17 protein-coding genes are annotated in these 19,135 nt (G+C 45.7%); 10 read left to right on the top strand and 7 right to left on the bottom strand.

Translation table 11 applies throughout. The annotated features are described in order from the left end of the window. Positions 1-519 precede the first annotated feature (519 nt). Complete coding sequence (locus NG795_RS04170) at positions 520-1,104, bottom strand: hypothetical protein (RefSeq protein ID WP_367287409.1); 585 nt, start codon at positions 1,102-1,104, stop codon at positions 520-522. Positions 1,105-1,263: 159 nt separating this feature from the next. Between NG795_RS04170 and NG795_RS04165 the strand changes: the two genes are divergently transcribed. The 3 genes from NG795_RS04165 (at position 1,264) to NG795_RS04155 (ending at position 3,712) form a co-directional block, all read left to right on the top strand. Further along, positions 1,264-1,500, top strand: coding sequence for a hypothetical protein (locus NG795_RS04165; RefSeq protein WP_367287408.1), 237 nt, complete (start codon positions 1,264-1,266; stop codon positions 1,498-1,500). A gap of 474 nt (positions 1,501-1,974) precedes the next feature. Then, positions 1,975-2,253, top strand: coding sequence for a hypothetical protein (locus tag NG795_RS04160; RefSeq protein ID WP_367287407.1), 279 nt, complete (start codon positions 1,975-1,977; stop codon positions 2,251-2,253). 265 nt (positions 2,254-2,518) lie between these two features. Further along, complete coding sequence (locus NG795_RS04155) at positions 2,519-3,712, top strand: JmjC domain-containing protein (protein ID WP_367287406.1); 1,194 nt, start codon at positions 2,519-2,521, stop codon at positions 3,710-3,712. On the opposite strand, the gene NG795_RS04150 is transcribed toward NG795_RS04155, so the two are convergent. After that, the gene (locus NG795_RS04150) at positions 3,709-4,518 is read right to left on the bottom strand and encodes a hypothetical protein (protein WP_367287405.1); all 810 of its coding nucleotides are present in this window, start codon (positions 4,516-4,518) and stop codon (positions 3,709-3,711) included. The genes NG795_RS04155 and NG795_RS04150 overlap by 4 nt on opposite strands. Positions 4,519-5,065: 547 nt before the next feature. Here NG795_RS04150 and NG795_RS04145 point away from each other — a divergent pair. Then, positions 5,066-7,534 carry an ATP-dependent Clp protease ATP-binding subunit gene (locus NG795_RS04145; RefSeq protein ID WP_367287404.1) on the top strand — a complete coding sequence of 823 codons (2,469 nt, stop codon included), beginning with the start codon at positions 5,066-5,068 and terminating at the stop codon, positions 7,532-7,534. A 137-nt stretch (positions 7,535-7,671) separates the two neighbouring features. On the opposite strand, the gene NG795_RS04140 is transcribed toward NG795_RS04145, so the two are convergent. Further along, positions 7,672-8,280: a CPP1-like family protein gene (locus NG795_RS04140; protein WP_367287403.1), complete on the bottom strand. Its 609-nt coding sequence runs from the start codon at positions 8,278-8,280 to the stop codon at positions 7,672-7,674. A gap of 674 nt (positions 8,281-8,954) precedes the next feature. Between NG795_RS04140 and NG795_RS04135 the strand changes: the two genes are divergently transcribed. Then, a complete protein-coding gene (locus tag NG795_RS04135) occupies positions 8,955-9,722 on the top strand; it encodes an SDR family NAD(P)-dependent oxidoreductase (protein WP_367287402.1) in 768 nt (255 codons plus the stop codon). A 45-nt stretch (positions 9,723-9,767) separates the two neighbouring features. Here NG795_RS04135 and NG795_RS04130 read toward each other — a convergent pair whose 3' ends face one another. The 3 genes from NG795_RS04130 to NG795_RS04120 all read right to left on the bottom strand — a co-directional run bounded on the left by NG795_RS04130 (position 9,768) and on the right by NG795_RS04120 (position 13,244). Continuing rightward, entirely contained in the window at positions 9,768-10,448 is a 681-nt protein-coding gene (locus tag NG795_RS04130) for a retron system putative HNH endonuclease (RefSeq protein WP_367287401.1), read from the bottom strand. Next, positions 10,435-11,772, bottom strand: coding sequence for an AAA family ATPase (locus NG795_RS04125; protein WP_367287400.1), 1,338 nt, complete (start codon positions 11,770-11,772; stop codon positions 10,435-10,437). Before NG795_RS04125 ends, NG795_RS04130 begins: the two co-directional genes overlap by 14 nt. 77 nt (positions 11,773-11,849) lie before the next feature. Continuing rightward, complete coding sequence (locus NG795_RS04120; RefSeq protein ID WP_495855875.1) at positions 11,850-13,244, bottom strand: helix-turn-helix domain-containing protein; 1,395 nt, start codon at positions 13,242-13,244, stop codon at positions 11,850-11,852. Positions 13,245-13,419: 175 nt separating this feature from the next. Here NG795_RS04120 and NG795_RS04115 point away from each other — a divergent pair, with 175 nt between their 5' ends. The 3 genes from NG795_RS04115 to NG795_RS04105 all read left to right on the top strand — a co-directional run bounded on the left by NG795_RS04115 (position 13,420) and on the right by NG795_RS04105 (position 14,896). After that, positions 13,420-13,647, top strand: coding sequence for a hypothetical protein (locus tag NG795_RS04115; RefSeq protein ID WP_367287398.1), 228 nt, complete (start codon positions 13,420-13,422; stop codon positions 13,645-13,647). A gap of 36 nt (positions 13,648-13,683) precedes the next feature. Continuing rightward, a complete protein-coding gene (locus NG795_RS04110; RefSeq protein WP_367287397.1) occupies positions 13,684-14,523 on the top strand; it encodes a DUF3825 domain-containing protein in 840 nt (279 codons plus the stop codon). A gap of 115 nt (positions 14,524-14,638) precedes the next feature. Then, positions 14,639-14,896, top strand: a complete 258-nt coding sequence (locus tag NG795_RS04105) for a hypothetical protein (RefSeq protein ID WP_367287396.1) — start codon at positions 14,639-14,641, stop codon at positions 14,894-14,896. Between the two features lie 491 nt (positions 14,897-15,387). Here NG795_RS04105 and pgeF read toward each other — a convergent pair whose 3' ends face one another. Beyond that, positions 15,388-16,176 (bottom strand): peptidoglycan editing factor PgeF, encoded by a 789-nt coding sequence (gene pgeF, locus NG795_RS04100; protein WP_367287395.1) that lies wholly within the window; start codon positions 16,174-16,176, stop codon positions 15,388-15,390. A gap of 157 nt (positions 16,177-16,333) precedes the next feature. On the opposite strand from pgeF, the gene NG795_RS04095 reads away from it, so the two are divergent. Both NG795_RS04095 and NG795_RS04090 read left to right on the top strand, forming a co-directional pair. After that, positions 16,334-17,230, top strand: coding sequence for a biotin--[acetyl-CoA-carboxylase] ligase (locus tag NG795_RS04095; RefSeq protein ID WP_367287394.1), 897 nt, complete (start codon positions 16,334-16,336; stop codon positions 17,228-17,230). 80 nt (positions 17,231-17,310) lie between these two features. Further along, positions 17,311-18,996 carry a peptidoglycan DD-metalloendopeptidase family protein gene (locus NG795_RS04090; protein ID WP_367287393.1) on the top strand — a complete coding sequence of 562 codons (1,686 nt, stop codon included), beginning with the start codon at positions 17,311-17,313 and terminating at the stop codon, positions 18,994-18,996. Positions 18,997-19,135 lie beyond the last annotated feature (139 nt).

Below are 19,135 nucleotides of genomic sequence, written 5' to 3'. Positions count from 1 at the left end.
CATCAGGGTGCATCTACTCCATTTAATATAACAGTGAGGGGTGATACCCCGCAAGTAGATTTACAAATCTTTACAATTAACTGGACAGGCGAAATTTGTAGTCAATTACACTGCTGCAATTTGCAAAAAAGTAGATAAAAAAAACGCCCACTGGGTGAGTGGGCGTTGCCATCAGGGTGCATCTACTCCATTTAATATAACAGTGAGGGGTGATACCCCGCAAGTAGATTTACAAATCTTTACAATCTAGCCCGTTCTCCCCGCTTATGGGGAGTAATCATAACAAATTGATAATTTGCAATCTGAACAGATTGAAGTTAGATGCATATTTTTTCAAGCCCCCGATTCACGAAAGCACAAAATTTTTGGGGTACATTTGCGAAAACTTAGAACAGGGAGAAATAATGAATGGAGGATATCCTGGCGATCGCACCCAAAAAATAGAGGATCTTGGCAGTTGCCAAAATCCTCTTAGGAATCATTTATCTTAAGGGCAATCGCCCTTAGAAAGTCTTGAATTTAATATGTACCGCTGGCGATCGCAGAATTAGCCATTTTCACCAAATCTTCCGGTTTCCCCGCTTTAATTCCCATTTGATAGCGCGTGCCATTTTGGTCCCAAGTCATCGTGGAATCCGAACAATTTGCACCACAAACCGCATCCAGAAAATAGCCGGTGATTCCATCATCTAAAGGAACCGATTTTCCTTCTAAATTTGGACTGGTCGGGGAAATTGCGGTTCCAGAAACTGTGCCCAGCCGACAAGCAGTTCCACCATTACAATCGGGCGTAAATCCTAAAATTACCTGATATTGAGAGGGGGTAACGGTTTCAATCGTGGCATAGACTGGGCTTGCACCATCAGACCCAAACACATAATCTGGGAGGAGAATTGGAACTTGAGTTTCTTGTTTAATTTGAGGTAAAATTGGCTCAAAAATGGGATTCGGAATGGGGGATTGAGAAACGGGAGGACTCTGGGGTGCTGATGGCACCGAGGGTTCCCTATCCACCGGAGGGGTATTAACGTCCGTTGTGGGATTGGTGGCACAGGCAGATAGAACGAGGAAACTCAGGCAGAACGCTTTTTTCAGGTGTTGCATAGTTAATCTGGGAACGGTAAAAAATAATCAGAAATCAACAGGAGTTCAACCCCTCAGTTTGATCCAGAAACCGGACCGAAATGCCTACAATCCTTGATTCAAAATCCCTCTGAGACTCTGAACTCCTTTCTCTGTCTACAAAAAAAATTCCCACTCTCCGTGGGATTTTTTCACTTAGGGGTGAAAACTCCCAATTTTCAGGGTTTTATCCAGATTATCACTGCCAAGATGCTGACTATCTGGACAGAAGGTAACGGCGTTGAAGGTATTTTAATCCCCTTTAAAGGTCGTGACTGGCCCTTGTGGAAATGGCCCCCATGTCATCGGGCGATCGCCACTGCCACAGGCAATTTACGCGCCATCAGGACTCCCCTGGATGTCCCCTCAAAATTTTGAGGAATTGACCTCGCCTAGGTTTTCCCCGTTTAATCGGTCCCTGCAAACTGTCATGGGCTAAAATTTGGCGATCGCGAAAAAATACCACCGATAATTTTTCTAGTTAACCCTCGAACAAACTGGGTCTTTGCTCCAGATTAACTCATTTTTGCCAAAATTGCTGCAAGAAATTCAGTGTTTTCGAGACTGTTTGCAGACTTTTAAAATGCCGATTGGCGTTTTATTTTGCAACAGGTCTGCTGAACCCGTTTTAACCGCAAGTGCTAGGCTTTGTGCTTCCTACATTTGCAGAGTTTTTCTGTTGATGGTAACTGAATTTCTAACTGGCAAAAACATCAATCTAAAAACTGAATCCGAGCTAAGATTAGGCACAGATTCTACAGAACCCTCCTTGTCAAACTGGAAATCATCTGTTATATTGATACCGCTACATTAAAGGAAACCTCTTGTTCATTTAGTAAAATTGCTTGTTTCATGTCTTATCTACGACCTTCTAACCTACTCCTCGCCTGTCTTTTGGGTGCTAAGGCCAGCTTGTTTTTAATTGCACCAACTCAATCCATTCTCGGTACAACTCAAGGAGATGGTTCGGAGAATACTTCATCCATAGAAGTAGAAGTGGTTAACCTTTCGGTGAATTCCGCTGAATCTTTTGAAGACTCGAAGTTAGTTGCTGATACGGACGTTGACCGAAATCAAGATTTAAATCAAGATGTTGATCAAGACCAAAATTCGGGGACTCAGCAAGTGTAAGGCGGTTGTTGGGTTAAAGTATAACTCCCCGCCTATCATCTAGTTTAGAGAACGACTTGGAAAATCTGGGGTGTAAATGACCCGCCCATTCGGTTTTACATCCCAGATTTTTTTAAACTTTTCAAGAATCCTAAAATTGGGGAATTGTAACCTTCAATTAACTGTTAATCATTTATCTATAAATTTTTCTCTGTTGAGGGGTTTAGCTGTTGGCTTGTCTTACTTTTACGGGGATAAAAGAAAAAATATTGCTTAGAATTCTCTTATGGACTGTTTAAAAGCATTACTGGACCCTTATCCTCTTCATCAATTTTTTCAAGAAAACTGGACAAAACAGGCGGTTTTTATTCCCGGAACTGAAAGTAAAAAGTTTAGCCATCTTTTTGGCTGGCCGCAGTTCAATTATTTATTAAATTACCACCGGATTAAATATCCAGATTTACGATTTTCCCGAGATGGAGAATCTCTCCCTGCCACGGGAGTGGATCAATGGCTGGAACGGGTCCAGGAAGGGGCAACGTTAATTATTGATAGTGTCCATGAACGGGTTCCGGAACTTAAAAAACTGGTGGCCAATATTCGTCAAGAACTCGGTTATCGCAGTCAAATTAATCTCTATTGTTCACCCTGGGATGAAAAAGGGTTTAATTGTCATTATGATAGCCATGAGGTGATCATTTTACAAATTGCTGGAGAGAAAGACTGGTTTATCTTTCCTGAAACGATCGCCTTTCCCCTTTGGAAGATGCGATCTTCGGACCAAATTCCGCCGGATGTGCCGCCTTATTTGCAATGTACTTTAAAACCCGGGGATTTATTATATATTCCTCGGGGACATTGGCATTATGCGATCGCCTGTAGTAATCCCTTGCTGGATGATTATTCTCCCTCTCTGCATTTGACCTTAGGAATTGATTGTCAAACCGGGCTAAACTGGATGAATTGGTTAGAAAAACAATTGGAAGAAAATCCCCAATGGCGACAGAGTTTGCCGGTGATACCGCAAGGAGATATGACAACCGTAAAACCGCATTTGGAACAGTTACGCGATCGCCTCATTGAGTTGCTGCAAAATCCCGATACCATCGCCGGGTACTTAGACTATTTAAGCTATAGCGATCGCCCTACTCTTCCTTTTTCTTTCCCTTATCAACTCGGCAGCCAAATTTTTGACCAAGGACTAGAAACTCGGTTTAGACCCTCGGCGTTACATCCCGTAAAAATTGTTGCGATCGGCGATAATCACACTCAAGTTACCATTGCAGCAAAACAAGCTACAATTAAAGGAATTCCCACTCATTTAGTCCAACAATTCTTTCTCCCCGAGGGGTTTACCCTCCTGGATTTAGCGGATTGGTGTCCATTCCTAGATGTAGAAACTGAAGTGATTCCTCTATTAACCCGCTTAGTCACTCAGGGAATTTTATTCGTAGAGGCTTCTTCCAATCTTGAACCCTAAAGTTCTGGATTGACTTGCGTTTCTAGCCACCGACCAAAACCGCGCAAAAAGAGAATTAACCCGGGACGATTGGGAGAAGGTTCGATTGCTAGTTCTAGTGCTTTTCGCATCGCAGCCCGGTTTTCAGGAAAATAAGCCGAAAACCGCTCATAGCAGTGATATAAATCCGGTGTATAACGTTGATCGCGTTCGCTTACTAATTCAAATCCTACCCGAATCATGCGTCGCGCAATCCAAGCACATTGTTGTTTAACTTGAGTTGAAAAATGGAAAGACTGGGGAGAGAAGCCTTCCAACTGCTTCAATGTATTTTCTAAATCGGCACTCCAAGTATAACTATAACTGATTAAGTCACGACCGGGCTGGGCTTTTTTTCCAGAGAAAAAATTATGAGGTCCGGCAATTTTCAGACTTTGGGTTTGAATGATAACCGGCCAAATGGAATGAGTTTTTTCCATCCAAGTTTGATTAAAGAGCAGTAATTCCACCTTTTTGCAAAACAAATAACGTCTTTTCAGGGTCTGGGAAATGTTCCGAGAGTGATGGACATCTTCTGGGGTAATTTCCCCGGATAAAATGGCAAAACTATCTAAATCTGAATTTCTCAAAATTGCCAAGCCGCGAGGCACTGACCCCCGCAAATAAAGCCCTTGTAACCGGGAAGACCAAACCTCTAGACAAGTCTGGGAAAGTTCGTTGACTAAAGAAGTCCAGGGGGGCAAAATTTTATCTTCATGGCAATCATTGAGAATACAGCCGTCTTCATCGATCGCAAAAAAGTGACCCCAAGGCAAAATTTTGGTCATTGCTGCTGTCTTTGGGAAGCAAAATTAAAGGACTTTAAGACCGAAATAGGAGATGAAATCGCCCTGCCTTTGCTTCGGGAAGGGTTATCTGGGGTCCCTCTGGTGCCCCGGACACCCAAACTTCTGCCCGATCCAAAAGCGGTGGCACGAAAAGGAAGACTTTTGCTATGCTAAAGGTCAAAGTACCAAAGGGATGGCAGGAATTGACCCCAAGCCAACTGGCTTCGGCCTTCAAATCCTCCTTCCGAATCCCCTTCCGAATCCCCTGCTTTTCTCAGGAGTCGAGAGTTACCACTGCGATACCCAAACGCACAGTATAACTCAAAACTCATCCCAAGGGCAAATCCCCTAGGATAGAGAGATTAAAGGGTTCAGAGATGGTGGAATGCTTCTGAAGGTGCTGGAAACCCAGAGCTGTGAGGAAATTAGCAGCAACTTAAGTCACCCAAAAGAATACTCTGGAGGGGCGAGGTGCTTGCAGTTTTGTCTCAGTTGGGGGAGAAAGCAGGTTCTTACGCGCCAAATGTGTCGGTAAAGGGATTAAGCCATGTTTGAACGCTTCACAGAAAAAGCTATTAAAGTGATTATGCTGGCCCAGGAGGAAGCACGCCGCCTGGGACATAACTTCGTCGGTACCGAACAGATCCTCCTGGGTCTCATCGGAGAAGGTACCGGGGTTGCAGCAAAAGTGCTCAAGTCAATGGGGGTTAATCTCAAAGATGCCCGCATTGAAGTCGAAAAAATTATTGGTCGCGGTTCCGGTTTCGTGGCAGTGGAAATTCCATTTACGCCTAGAGCCAAGCGGGTTCTGGAGCTTTCACTAGAAGAAGCGCGTCAACTCGGCCATAACTACATCGGCACTGAACACCTGCTACTGGGATTGATTCGCGAAGGCGAAGGCGTCGCAGCTAGAGTTCTGGAAAACCTCGGGGTTGACCTCTCGAAAGTCCGCACGCAAGTGATTAGGATGCTGGGAGAAACTGCCGAAGTGACTTCTGGAGCCAGCAATGCGCGCACCAAGACTCCCACCCTGGATGAGTTTGGGGCTAACTTGACCCAAATGGCTGCCGAAGGCAAGCTGGATCCGGTGGTGGGGCGTCAGAAAGAAATTGAACGGGTGATCCAGATTCTGGGTCGTCGGACTAAGAATAACCCGGTGCTGATTGGGGAACCCGGGGTTGGTAAAACGGCGATCGCCGAAGGATTGGCCCAACGGATTGCCAATAACGATGTGCCGGATATCCTCGAAGATAAACGGGTCGTCACCTTAGATATTGGGTTACTGGTTGCCGGGACCAAATATCGGGGTGAATTTGAAGAACGGCTTAAGAAAATTATGGATGAAATCCGCTCGGCGCGGAACGTCATCCTGGTCATTGATGAAGTCCATACCCTGATTGGGGCTGGTGCAGCCGAAGGGGCGATCGATGCCGCAAACATCCTAAAACCGGCTTTAGCCCGGGGTGAATTGCAATGTATCGGGGCGACCACCTTAGATGAGTATCGCAAGCATATCGAGCGGGATGCGGCCTTAGAACGCCGATTCCAGCCGGTGATGGTGGGAGAACCGACGGTGGATGAAACCATTGAAATTCTGTTTGGTTTGCGCGATCGCTACGAGCAACACCACAAACTGAAAATCTCCGATGAAGCCCTGGAAGCTGCCGCCAAACTGTCCGATCGCTACATCAGCGATCGCTTCTTGCCCGATAAGGCGATCGACTTGGTAGATGAAGCCGGTTCTCGGGTGCGGTTGATTAACTCCCAACTGCCTCCTGCCGCCAAAGAACTGGATAAAGAACTGCGGCAAGTTCTCAAAGAAAAAGACGATGCCGTGCGTTCCCAGGACTTTGACCGTGCTGGAGAACTGCGCGATCGCGAAATGGAGATTAAAGCCGAAATCCGCTCGATCGCCAGTAACAAAAAAACCGGCGTTACCGATAGCGAACTCTCCCCCGTCGTCACCGAAGAAGACATCGCCCAAATCGTTGCCAGTTGGACCGGCGTTCCGGTGAACAAACTCACCGAATCCGAATCCGAGAAACTGATGCACATGGAAGACACCCTGCATCAGCGTCTCATCGGTCAAGAAGAAGCCGTCAAAGCCGTCTCCCGCGCCATTCGTCGCGCCCGGGTCGGCCTGAAAAACCCCAACCGCCCGATCGCCAGCTTTATCTTCTCCGGTCCTACCGGCGTTGGTAAAACCGAACTGACCAAAGCCCTGGCGTCCTACTTCTTCGGTTCAGAAGAAGCGATGATTCGCTTGGATATGTCCGAGTACATGGAACGCCACACGGTGTCCAAACTCATCGGGTCACCTCCGGGTTATGTTGGTTATAACGAAGGCGGACAACTCACCGAAGCCGTTCGCCGCCGTCCCTACACCGTGGTGCTGTTCGATGAAATCGAAAAAGCTCACCCCGACGTCTTCAATATGCTCCTGCAAATCCTAGAAGACGGACGCCTCACCGATGCCAAAGGTCGCACGGTAGACTTCAAAAATACCTTGCTGATCATGACCTCGAATATTGGGTCTAAAGTCATTGAAAAAGGTGGCGGTGGACTTGGATTTGAATTCTCGGAAAACCAAGCCGATGCACAATACAACCGCATTCGCAGCTTGGTCAACGAAGAACTCAAAAACTACTTCCGTCCGGAATTCCTCAACCGTCTGGATGAGATTATCGTCTTCCGTCAATTGGTCAAGGACGAAGTGAAGTTAATCTCGGAAATCATGCTGAAAGAAGTCTTCAGCCGTTTAACCGAGAAGGGAATTACCTTACAAGTCACCGATCGCTTTAAAGAACGGTTGATTGAAGAAGGTTATAACCCGGCTTATGGTGCGCGTCCTCTGCGCCGTGCCATTATGCGTCTGTTAGAAGACGTTTTAGCCGAGGAAATCCTCTCCGGTCGAGTGAAAGATGGCGAGACGGCGATCGTAGACATCGGGGAAGAAGGTCAAGTGATTGTCCGACCCGGTGAACAGCGTGAACTCCTGCCTCAAACGGCGGAATAGGTAAAGACTGAATCAGGTGCAGTTGTCTCCATCGTGGGTTAGATGGCTGCTCCTGATACCCATTTCAAAGCATTAAAAAAAAGGGTAAAGAATTCAATTCTTTACCCTTTTTTATTTTGGTATTGAAGCTGAGTAAATTAACGTAAAAAGCTACTAACCAACCACAATACAAAAAAGGTAAAACTGGCAGCTAAACCATCTGCCGGGAACAGCACACCCACACTGGTTAACCAAGTGGCTAGGGGGGCACCAATCAGCAATCCCCCGAGTAAGGCAACCACGGTGATCGCTAAAGCACGACCGAATTTCTTTTCTTTACGATTGAGAAAATAAAGACCGACGCCAACACCCAGCGCTAATGCTAAAGGTGCAGAAGCCGGTTGCAATAAACTCAGAAGACTCAACGCAAAAAAACCACCTGCGGGCCATACAATATCAGACCGAGAGGGTGTATCTAAGAATCCTTGTAACCAGGCTGGAGCCTCTTTTGTGGGAGTGGGGGGTGCAGTCGGCATGGTGCGGACTTCCCGTTCAGCAAAGCGAATTCGTTCCGGGACTTTAATTTTGCCCTCTTGACGCTGCCGTAGACGCTGCATCAGAATTTCATCATAAGCCGCTTCAATGAGATCAACTTGTTTGCGATCGCCACTATGCAGTGCGCTCATGCGAGTGCGGGCTTCTTGGATTTCCTCAAACGAAGCGTTTTCTGAGACTCCTAACTGTTCGTAGCAACTTAATTCGCTCATTTGATTTTTTTCTACCTCTTATTTAAACTACCATTAACGGTCACCTGTCCACAAGTCCCTATCTTTAATACCCTAGGACCTTGATCAAGCCCTTGAAAATAACAACTTGTAGACTCAATCATGATTATATTTTTTCCGAGATTGCGCGGCAAAATCGGGGATGAACAGGGGAGTTACCAAGAGTCCCACTGTGAAATCGAGTCCTCATAGAAAAATTGGTGTTCTCATCGGAGTAATTACTAGAATAACCTGACTGCTTTCGCATCGTGCTGAGGCGATCGCAGACCTTCTCTAGACAATCTGCCCAACGGTGTCTCAACTCTAACCCAAACCCCCAGATATTGGGCATTCTTCTTTAGTTTATCTTGCCCACCTCTGCCCCAGAGATATTTGTTGCTCTCAACCTGTTGCACCGGGGATCACCCAGAGGGCGATCGGCAATTCCAGATGGGTCCGGGGTCATTCCATCTCAAAACGAGTTCAGAGTCCCGAGCCCAATTGTCAAGACATTCGGATATATTCCCCCCATCCGCCTTCCAAGGGCCACCCTCCGTTCTGAATGCATGAATGAGCCTTCAGGGTGAAAACTAGAGACTGTCAAACCCCTATTTGGTCCCAAAGCGAGAACAAATTTCTCCTACGAGTGGCGCTTCAATACTAATCCTATCCATCCCATGAACTCAACTATGAATCAATCCGAGAACGCATTCATCATCGGTGCCAGTCAAGGAATCGGACTGGGATTTGTGAAAAAATGCTTAGAAACCCCGAGTATTTCTACCGTTTTTGCCACCTATCGCCATTCTGACTCTGCCAGCGAATTATTAACCCTGAGTCGCCAACATGGCGATCGGCTAATTTGCTTACCCCTAGATATCACCAGCGAAGCACAAATTCAAGAAGTAACTGGGCAAATTCAAGCACACAGTGATTCCCTCCATTTCGTCATTAATTGTGTCGGACTGTTACATGATTCCACCCTGCAACCGGAAAAAAGTTTGAGGCAAATCAACTCAGAAAACTTAATGCGGTATTTTCAAGTCAATAGCATCGGTGCCGTCTTATTAGCCAAACACTTACTCCCGCTATTCCAACATAATCAGCGCAGTATTTTCGTCACCATTTCCGCCAAAGTTGGCAGCATCGGCGACAATCAACTCGGCGGTTGGTATGGATATCGCGCCTCAAAAGCTGCCTTAAATATGCTCATGCGAACCGTGGCGATCGAATATCCCCGCAAAGGTGCAAAGGCGATCGTCATCACCCTCCATCCCGGCACCACCGACACCCGCTTATCCAAACCCTTCCAGCGCAACGTTCCCCCCGAAAAATTGTTCTCCATAGAAAAAACCGTCTCTCAACTCTGGACTGTTTTAGAAAACCTAAAACAAACCGATACAGGTGAGTTTTTCTCCTGGGACGGAACGCGCTTGCCTTGGTGAAGTTATAATCTGTTGATTTTACGGCACAGCACAAGGGGTAAATTCTTACTTGATATATTTGGGCAAAAGTTGCTCAAAAACAAAGCAAAATTCCCGAAGTTTTCCTGTTGAATCCGGCTTGCCAATCATTGTTAATAGCGCTTTAGCCTCTCGTTGACTTAGCTCCTTCGTGTTGCGTTTACTGCTAAAGCCAAAGAAACCCACAATTGCTCGATAACGCCTTGTTTGTAACGACTTAGCATTTAATTCTAGGATGTCAATCGTTGTATTAGCAGCCGTGTCATTCTCCTGAGAGGGAGAAACTTTCCCACGCCATCCATAGATAAATCTTCTTTCACAATCTTCTTGGCAGGGTGAAATAAATTGCTCCTCATTCCACCATCCTCCTTTGATTGGCGCACCATAACCATGAGAGACATCCCCGCCATCTTGTGGGAAACAAGCGACCATATTGCGGTATTCAACATCCTCTAAATAAGTCTTTCCTGAATTGGGGACTGTTCTACAAACTGATTGAGGCTTAATATGCTCAATATGAGAATCGTCCTCGGATATACTGACTCCTGTATAGGCACAAAGAAATCCCTGTTCTCTTAACAGATGAGTTTTTAAAACCGTATGTGCTTCTTTTCCTTGGAGTGCTGCATAACTACAGTCTAACCCTTCATTTTCCTTGAGCCACTCTAAAAATTCTCTAGGGGGATGGGTTTTTCTAATCCTTTTCATAGTCCTGTAAAAGTTCCAGTCTATCTAAAAATGAAGTAGCTTCTTGTAGTTCAGGAAAATCACCCACTTTTTCGGTGAGGGTTTGAATCAGTTCTCTAGCTTGAGAATAGTTTTCGGCATTAATTGTATCAAATATTTGCTCTAAATCCTCTTCAATTTTAATATCTCTGGCTGAGGCTCCCATCAGATTTTGTAAAATCCATGAGCTATCCATCCCTAACCCTTGCTTAGGGGTAATGGTACAGATTTTTCCTGAATTATCTTCATAGAGAATCCGCAGGCATTCCGGTTCAATTTGACCAATGACTTGGGGGGAGTGGGTGGTACAAACAAATTGAATGGATGGAAAGGTAGTTTTGAGGTCATTGACGACCCTCCTCTGCCATTTAGGGTGTAGATGAACATCAATCTCATCAATCAGGACTAACCCCGGTGTTTGTTGTAGAATATCGGGTATAATTTCAGGATTGGGTTCAACGACTTCGGGCAAGAATTTAGTATTTTGATTGACGACTTTGATTGCAATATCTGCAATTAGAGCAACCATCATTTTTTGCCCTGCACTGAGGTTACTGAAGGGGATGGGTTGATGTTCCAAAGAAACGACGACTTCGGCGCGATCGCCATCAAACCAGAGGTCATCACCTCCCGGAATACAGCGTAAAATGGCCCATTTAACTACATCATAGCTTGGGCGCATTTTTCCGCTGCGTTGGAGAGCTGCGATCGCCTCTTTCTGAAACCAAGTTTGTAAGTCTGCCAGTCGAATTCGTTCTTCAAAGCAATCATAAAACGCATCCCATCTGCGGTTTATCCCTTGCTCCAATTTAGCGGTTTTGCGATTAGCATTAGAAGGCAGCCAAGTTCGACCCGCTCCATAATAACCAATCACTGGGAACCAAATCATTTCTCCTAATTTGTCTTTCTTAAAAAGAACGCTAATAAAATCAATGATTTCTTTAGCCTCTGTGTTCGACGTTCGAGAACCGTTTAAATTGATTTTCCTACACCATTGATAGGGAGAATTATCAATATAGCCCCTGGCTTTAATTTCAACAGGTTTATGTTCAATAAATTGGGTAACTCCGGCTGTTTCTACTGCTTCTATCCGAATCTCCCCGGGTAAAATATTCCGTTTACTGTTAGATAGAGTGCTATCCGGTGGATTCACCAGCCATACCCCCGCCGCAATAGCTAACGCATCCAATAGACTGGTTTTACCAGTCCCATTGTCGCCAATGAGTAGGGTAAACTGGGGATGAAGTTGGAGGCTATAGTCTGAGAATTTTTTAAAGTTATGGATGACTAGATTATCAATTTTCATTGGGGGGGAGCAATCCCGTAGTTTCCAAGAGGTCTCATCGTTGTATCGGCAGCAGTGTTATTCTCCAAATCATTCATTTAATCACCGTCAGTAGTCATGGAAGAAATCGCGTAATGCTGCAATAGAGGGGGTAGCAGATAAGATTTTTCGTTTTTTTCAATTAAACAACGCCGGGTTAAAGATTGCAGGGCATTCAGTACCTCTGACGGGGAAATATTATTATCTTCTAGCAACCTAGCCAAAGTGACGGGTTTTTCTTCTTGGGCTAACCGGGAAATAACCTCTATTTCCATTTTTGATAACCGCTTAAATTGTTGCCTTAAATTATCCTTCAAATCTTCCGGTAATAAAATAGTATTTTCCACAAATAACTCCCGAGGGCTGATATCCAAGTCTTGCATCAAAGTAGCCAATATTTTTAACCAGAAAGGATTGCCTTGGTACATAGAAATTAATGATTGACTCATTTCTGAACTTGCAACCCCTCTATCCTTAAATATTTTAAGGGCCGCTTTGTAGTTCAAGCCTCGAAGTTTCAGAGTGTTAATGGGATAATATTCCTTGTTTTGTTGAGTAACTTGTCTCGGTTGTTCCCACCCAAGTAGTAACAAGCAACTTTGATGGGATAATTCTTCGATTTGTTTAAAAAAAGGGAAATAATCCTGAGTTTCCCGTTTATATTCTCCGGCAAATTTCCCCGAACTAAAGAGGTGGTGAACATCATCGAAGACGACTAAACAGCGATGCTTTTGCAGGTATTTGCTCAGGGATAAAGGTTGAAGGTTCTTTTTGCCTAATTTGATTTTTGACGGCTGGAAAAAAAAATCAATCAGGTTTGCTTCTAGTTCGGGAAAGGTCGGGCATTTTTCCAGACTTCGCCACACAACATAGTCAAATTCATCTTTAATGTCGCGGATAAGTTCTGTTGCCAGGGTAGTTTTGCCAATGCCACTCATCCCCTCGATGGTGACAAGGCGACAATTGTCTTGAATTACCCATTTTTTCAAAGTTTTAAGTTCATCAGTGCGGTCATAGCAAATCCGCAAATCTGGCATTTCACTCAAATCTTGATGCCGGGTTTCAGTTGGTGTAGCATCAGGATTTTTAAGATTATTTTCGCTCTTGGGTATATCCGAGGTCTGCCAATTTTCCCGACAAATATGTATGCTACCAATTTTTACATAATCTTGATGAGAATTATCAGAAAAAATAGAAATCCGTAGCCTTTCCATTGTGGCTCTATAATTCCCTTTATGGATTTCTTCCCCTAACATCTCTGACAGGATCTGCCACAATTTAGAACCTACATCCCTAACATGACCTTCCGAACAATGAGACTCATCGGCGATTTTTTGATAGGTTTCACCTTGGATTGTTCCCCGCAGTACCGCTTCTTGCAAGTCATCAAGGTGCTGACCTGTCTTTGCAAATACTAGATCATCTGCGAGTTTTAACATTTCCTTAAGATTCATCCGCTTGGGTCAATGTCAGGGATTCTCTATTATACCAGACATTTTCCGACATTTTCCGATGTTGGGCAAGGAATTTACCAAAAGTTGCCGATAAAATCAGATATTTTCCGTCTATACGAAATCTGGCATCGGTTTTATAGTGGAGCTATGACCTTTATAGAAGAGGAAGTAGTATATGCCAGTTACAGGACAAATTGAATACGACGTTTCAAATACACAACTTACAATGGATATTGAGAAGTTGGCTATCGAAAATGGGGCCATCAAAATTGGGGGGACTTACTATATTCCCTTATCCAATACTATAAAAGTTGTGTTTGATAATAATTCTCAGTTTAAGGCTTTTAAAAAGCAATGCGAGAATAATTTTTCATCTGTAAAAGTCAAAGAATTTTTTTCGTAATCTTTACAATATTATTTTAACTAGGGAGATGAACTTATGATTAATAAAGAAGACTTGTTGGAGCAATATGGTTCACCAAGAACCCGGAATTTACTACGGGACTGCCTTTATAGTTTTAGCTTTATTACTCAAAAAGCTCTAAATAAACTAAATGAACAGTCACTTCAAGAGAATTGGGGGAAAGAGTTAGATGTTTTAAAGAAATACATAGCAATTACCCTTTATTGGAGTATAGAACAAGAAAAATTCTTAGAATATAAAGATGGTTTTATTGTAGCAGCTGGCTTGTTAAGAAATCGATATAATGTTCCATTATATTTAAAGTTTGAACCCAATCAACGTGACGATCAACCTTGGAGATTAACCGATGCGGGAACTGGAGAAAATTTCAGTGATGAGGAGGTGGAATTGCCACCTCCTCCCGAAGTCCCTAAAGCACCTGAAATACCCCTTGGTAATGAAATTGTGATCAGCGATGAGCATATACTTCGTGATAATGTTGGACGGGTAGAATTTCTTGCACCAGCCAGTACGGTTACTCAAATATGTGCATTAAATGGGGCAATTCAATGGTCTATCTATAAGGGGTTATATCAGCCTTGTTGGTATTATGGGAAAATGCAGTATTTTATCCCTATTTACCTAAAAAGCCAAGAAAATATCACAACAACTCCCGATTTAATTGCGCCCTTAGAAGTTCGTGAAGGAAAGATTCCTCTACGGGTTAGAACGGTAATGAATCCTATTAGACAGACAACTTATTATAGCAATATTCGACCAGTAGTAGCTAGAGCAGATCAGCTTCAGCCTTGGATTATTAGTAGCTGGAATGAAGCAATGCTTTCTCAAAATGAAATGAGTGACGAGGATGATTAAATTCTATAGCGAGCCTAAATGAATTTAACACAAAGAAAGCGAGCAAAATGTAAAGTCTGCGGCATTGCGAAGGCAATAAAATGAAATCAATTAATTCCCTTTAGGAGAAAATCTCATGTTTAATTTTTTCGGCCATTTGTTTGGATGGACAAAAGAAGAGTCTAATTCTGATAACTTCCCGCCTCAACCCGTCAATCAATCTGCTAATACAAATTCTTATAGCCAAAGGCCCAGTTACAGCAGCTCGATAGACTATGAAGATAGAGATGACGATTCAGATGATGATTATAGGGAACCAAACCCTAACTATACACCAATGGATGATTATGATTCTTCTAGCTGGATGTACGATCCAGATAATGATTATGACTAATCCATAACCAACTGAAGTCATCAATCTCATCAAATCTCATAAAGACGATTTTTAAGGGTTCAAGAACGGGAAAAATTCAAATAATTATTACTGATTGCCCAAAAAATGAAGAAAGACTTTTTCGCCGATTTAAGAGAAGCTATTAAAACCTTTATTTCAATAATAATTGCGTTAGCTTTATTGAGTTCATCACTTTTTGTTTTAAATTTTATAAACTGCATAAGCCCATTTTTCGTGGGATTTCGCACCTGTGGTTACACGGAAACAACACCATCGAACTCTCCTGATAGTTATCAAGACGACTACTTTAGGGAATATTAAAGTATCCAACAGGAAGGATACCGGACCGTTATCTTTAATAGGGGCGAATTGATGTTTCGCCCCTACAAGCTTATCTCTCCAAATCTGCGTAAGTTAGGAGAAAACTCTTCTTTATAAGGTTTTGTGGAGACCAAACAATTTTAGACAAAGAGTCAGCCCCCGTGGCTGAATTACCAAGAAACAATTCCTGACCATTGGACTTTCTTTAGTCCATCTCGGCGGTAGGAAAAGAAGTTCTCGGGGTCTTGGTAGGTGCAATGGGGGGAAATGGCAACTTGTTCGGAAGTTATCCCCAATTTCTCTAGCTGTAACTCAATGGTGCGTCGGACATCTAAGCGGGATTTTCCGGGTTCGGAGTCGGGTAAGATGGGAGGATTGGGGAAGTCTTGAACAGTTTTTAAAATGTTTTCAGGATTGTCTAAATCCACTAGACTGGCACAGGTTTGGATGGCAACTTCAGTGTTGACTTGATACACTGGGCCGGAAATGGCGGGCCCGATCGCCACTCGTAATTCCTCCAACTGACTCCCTTGCTTCACCATTTCAGCGATCGCCACCGCTACAATATTTTCCGCAGTCCCTCGCCATCCCGAATGCAACGCCGCCACCTGTCCCGATCGCATATCCCCAATCAATACCGGCGAACAATCTGCACTACAAACCCAGATTGCTTCCTGGGACCCTGCACTCATCAACCCATCCGCCTCCGGTTTCTGTGGTGCATCCTCTACTAACTCTTCTTCCCGAACCTGGGGGGTCAAAGTCTGGGTACTCAACACCCTATTCCCATGCACCTGTTTGACGCGATACACCGATGCCGTGGGTTGCAATACCTCCACCAACTCCTCGGGCGATCGCGGCCAAAATTGTTGGGTAAAAAAGCCGTGAGCCCAAGGTTCCAGTAAACTACAAGTCAAATAGGGCAGTCCGTTCCAATTCCGCCAGTGCCAAGTATGCATCTTTAGTTTGAAGATCAATAATTACTCAAGGAATGATTCAGGGGAGGAGCGACAGGCTCAGACTACAATCCCAACTGGAAGAAATCCCAAAATTTTTCAGTGTGAATTCGCATTTTATGCTACCTTAGACCACGGACTCTTTATCCAAACCGCTCCTGTGGGCCTGAATCAAGACTGCATAGAAAATATTCTGCGGTGTCTGCGATCGCAGCACACCATCAATCCGGGAATGACCGACGGGGGTTTCGCCTCAAACCCGTCCTTGTCGCCGTCATCCCTCGACTTTTCTATTCAAATCTTGGATCAAGTCTCCTCCACCAATGAAACCCTCTGGACCCTCCTAGCTGCCGGTGCGCCCCCAGGAACGGTGGTCATTGCTACCCGTCAAACTGCGGGAAAAGGACAGCGGGGACGCCAGTGGGAATCATCACCCGGGGGTCTTTATCTCTCCCTCGCCCTCACCCCCAACCTCAGCGCCCAGGATGCACTACTGCTGACCCTCTGTAGCGCCTGGGGACTGGCAACCACGTTCCGCGCCTACAATATCCCAGTCAGCCTAAAATGGCCTAACGATTTGATTCTGGAGGGCTACAAATTGGGGGGCATTCTCACTGAGACCAAAATCCATCAGGGACAAATTACCAAAGCTGTCGTCGGAGTGGGCATTAATTGGTCCAACCCAGTCCCCGAAACCGGGATTAACCTCCAAACCTTCCTAGGCGATCGCCCTCATCCTGAGATCACATCTCTGGAAACCTTGGCGGCCCTAACCCTCTGGGCAGTCGCCTCCGGATATCAAACGTTTGATGAGAAAGGAGTAGGGACCTTGCTCCCCTCCTACCAAAACCTGATGGTTGGCATCGGTCAACCCGTTGCGGTAGAAGGGTCCGCAGGGGTTGTCCTCGGCGTCAGCGATACGGGAGAACTGCGCGTTCGTCTCACCCCATCGTCGTCACCGGATCCCAACTCTGCTTTTACAAGTGCTTCTACTCTCGAAGAAATTGAGTTGATGCCCGGTACAATTAACCAGGGGTATCCCATTCTCAGGGCCTAACTGCGCGGTGTTTGCTGTGTAGAACCCTGCTTTGAAACCGTTAATCCTTCTAGGAATCTATAGCGAAGAGCAAATTAAAAATGAGCCAGCGAAATCAACTTTCCCGCACTCCTTTAAGTATTATTTGTCAGGTTTCTCTCCTGTTGCAGGGACTCGCTTTGATTCCCTCCCTCAGCTTGCTTGGTGGAGACACAGATGCTAACGCGCAGACTCCATCGGATGCAGCAGACCCTTTTGGTCAAGCTGAAATGGCTCCCCCGCCGGTTGAAGCGGTTCCCTCAGAACCGGAAGTCTCAACGAGTGCTGCACTGTTACAACCCTTAGAGGGTTCTGATGCTCCAGTTTCGGGATTCGTTGAGGAAATCCAGGCAGACCCTTGGTTTGCTGAAGATGCTTCCCCGGACCCCTTAGATAGTGCTGGGGTGACCCCGTGGTATCCTGAATCGGACTCAGCCTCTGAGACCCTGATGGCACAACCGGATCCAATTGGAGGATACAGACGAGAGGCGATCGCCCCACCGGAAGATTACCCCACCCCGGAAACAGCCAACGCCGAACCCACCCTCCAGAATATCCACCAAAGCAATCTTTACGTCGATCCCACAGATTATAGTCTCCCCACCCCGAATAACTCCGCCGCTGCCGAAGCTAGTGCCGTAGCTACACCTGCACCGGAAGAGTCGGACTCCTTCAGTGCGATCGCACCCCCTCCACCGGAAGTTGTGGAAGAGGCGGCGTGGGGTGAACAACCCATCCCGGAAGCATCTCAGGAGAGCGAACAGCATCGTTACGCCGAGGAGCGCCTGCCAGTTCCGGCATCCATTCAGCAAGCACAACAGGCGAATCTCTACAGTCCTGGCTTGCAACCCCTGGAACCCCCGGCGATCGCCGCCCCAGTAGGCGATGCCGCTGCACCCGCTGAACCCGTTTACTATGCAGAGCCCGAACCCTCCTACGCCGCATTGCCGCAAGTCCCTTTTAGGACTGCCCCTGTCTACCCGCAAGAGTCAGCAAAAGCTGATATTGACGGCATCCACTATCGCACCAAAACCGCTGCGCGCAACTTCGACTGGAATCGTCTGAGGCGGTCCAGTCGTCCCGGAAACGGCAACAGCAGCATGATTTTCCCCCTGGCAATTCCCTCGGAAATTACCTCATTATTTGGCTGGCGGATCCATCCGATTTTTGGCGGCAGCCGCTTTCACTCCGGCATCGACTTAGGTGCACCCACCGGAACTCCCGTGGTTGCTGCCTATAGTGGCACCGTCTCGATCGCCGATTGGATGGGAGGCTATGGTCAAACCGTGGTCCTCCAACACCAAAATTCCACCCTGGAAACCCTCTATGCTCACCTCTCCAGCATCTTTGTCCAACCCGGAGAAGTCGTAGAACAGGGTCAAGTCATTGGAGAAGTCGGCAGTACCGGCAACTCCACCGGACCTCATCTCCACTTTGAACTGCGGGAGTTAACTCCCGAAGGCTGGATGGCAATGGATCCCGGAACACAAATGGAATATGCCCTCGCCCAATTAATTGGGTCTTTAGAGACAGCCCCCCAAATTGCCACTCCCACCTCGGATAACCCGGCGCTGACGACTCTACCCTCTTTAGAGATGCCCGCACCCGCTCCCCCCCTGGCATTCTTGAATTCCCCAGTCAATCTGGAAACGGCTTCCACAACCTTACTGGATGTTCCTACCGCGCCCCCACTCCCCCTCCCTCCGGTTCCAGTCACCTTAGAAGTCACCATCCCCGCGACGGAGTAACCCTCCAATGTTCAAGGTCCCGACTGAAGTCGTTATCTTCTGATGTTTGTAGTAACGACTTCAGTCGTTATCTTCTGATGTTTGTAGTAACGACTTCAGTCGTTATCTTCTGATGTTTGTAGTAACGACTTCAGTCGTT

Source organism: Laspinema palackyanum D2c (assembly GCF_025370875.1).
GTDB classification, from domain to species: domain Bacteria; phylum Cyanobacteriota; class Cyanobacteriia; order Cyanobacteriales; family Laspinemataceae; genus Laspinema; species Laspinema palackyanum.
Note: the sequence above shows the minus strand (reverse complement) of the source record. Positions and strands in the feature narration are given on the sequence as shown.

What these genes read in the sequence shown, in the direction of transcription:
- NG795_RS04160 (WP_367287407.1), top strand. Translation starts at nt 1,975, where the DNA reads ATGTCTTATCTACGACCTTCTAACCTACTCCTCGCCTGTCTTTTGGGT.
- NG795_RS04155 (WP_367287406.1), top strand. Translation starts at nt 2,519, where the DNA reads ATGGACTGTTTAAAAGCATTACTGGACCCTTATCCTCTTCATCAATTT.
- NG795_RS04130 (WP_367287401.1), bottom strand. Translation starts at nt 10,448, where the DNA reads ATGAAAAGGATTAGAAAAACCCATCCCCCTAGAGAATTTTTAGAGTGG.
- pgeF (WP_367287395.1), bottom strand. Translation starts at nt 16,176, where the DNA reads ATGCATACTTGGCACTGGCGGAATTGGAACGGACTGCCCTATTTGACT.
- NG795_RS04170 (WP_367287409.1), bottom strand. Translation starts at nt 1,104, where the DNA reads ATGCAACACCTGAAAAAAGCGTTCTGCCTGAGTTTCCTCGTTCTATCT.
- NG795_RS04125 (WP_367287400.1), bottom strand. Translation starts at nt 11,772, where the DNA reads ATGAAAATTGATAATCTAGTCATCCATAACTTTAAAAAATTCTCAGAC.
- NG795_RS04090 (WP_367287393.1), top strand. Translation starts at nt 17,311, where the DNA reads ATGAGCCAGCGAAATCAACTTTCCCGCACTCCTTTAAGTATTATTTGT.
- NG795_RS04150 (WP_367287405.1), bottom strand. Translation starts at nt 4,518, where the DNA reads ATGACCAAAATTTTGCCTTGGGGTCACTTTTTTGCGATCGATGAAGAC.
- NG795_RS04105 (WP_367287396.1), top strand. Translation starts at nt 14,639, where the DNA reads ATGTTTAATTTTTTCGGCCATTTGTTTGGATGGACAAAAGAAGAGTCT.
- NG795_RS04145 (WP_367287404.1), top strand. Translation starts at nt 5,066, where the DNA reads ATGTTTGAACGCTTCACAGAAAAAGCTATTAAAGTGATTATGCTGGCC.
- NG795_RS04120 (WP_495855875.1), bottom strand. Translation starts at nt 13,244, where the DNA reads ATGAATCTTAAGGAAATGTTAAAACTCGCAGATGATCTAGTATTTGCA.
- NG795_RS04115 (WP_367287398.1), top strand. Translation starts at nt 13,420, where the DNA reads ATGCCAGTTACAGGACAAATTGAATACGACGTTTCAAATACACAACTT.
- NG795_RS04135 (WP_367287402.1), top strand. Translation starts at nt 8,955, where the DNA reads ATGAACTCAACTATGAATCAATCCGAGAACGCATTCATCATCGGTGCC.
- NG795_RS04140 (WP_367287403.1), bottom strand. Translation starts at nt 8,280, where the DNA reads ATGAGCGAATTAAGTTGCTACGAACAGTTAGGAGTCTCAGAAAACGCT.
- NG795_RS04110 (WP_367287397.1), top strand. Translation starts at nt 13,684, where the DNA reads ATGATTAATAAAGAAGACTTGTTGGAGCAATATGGTTCACCAAGAACC.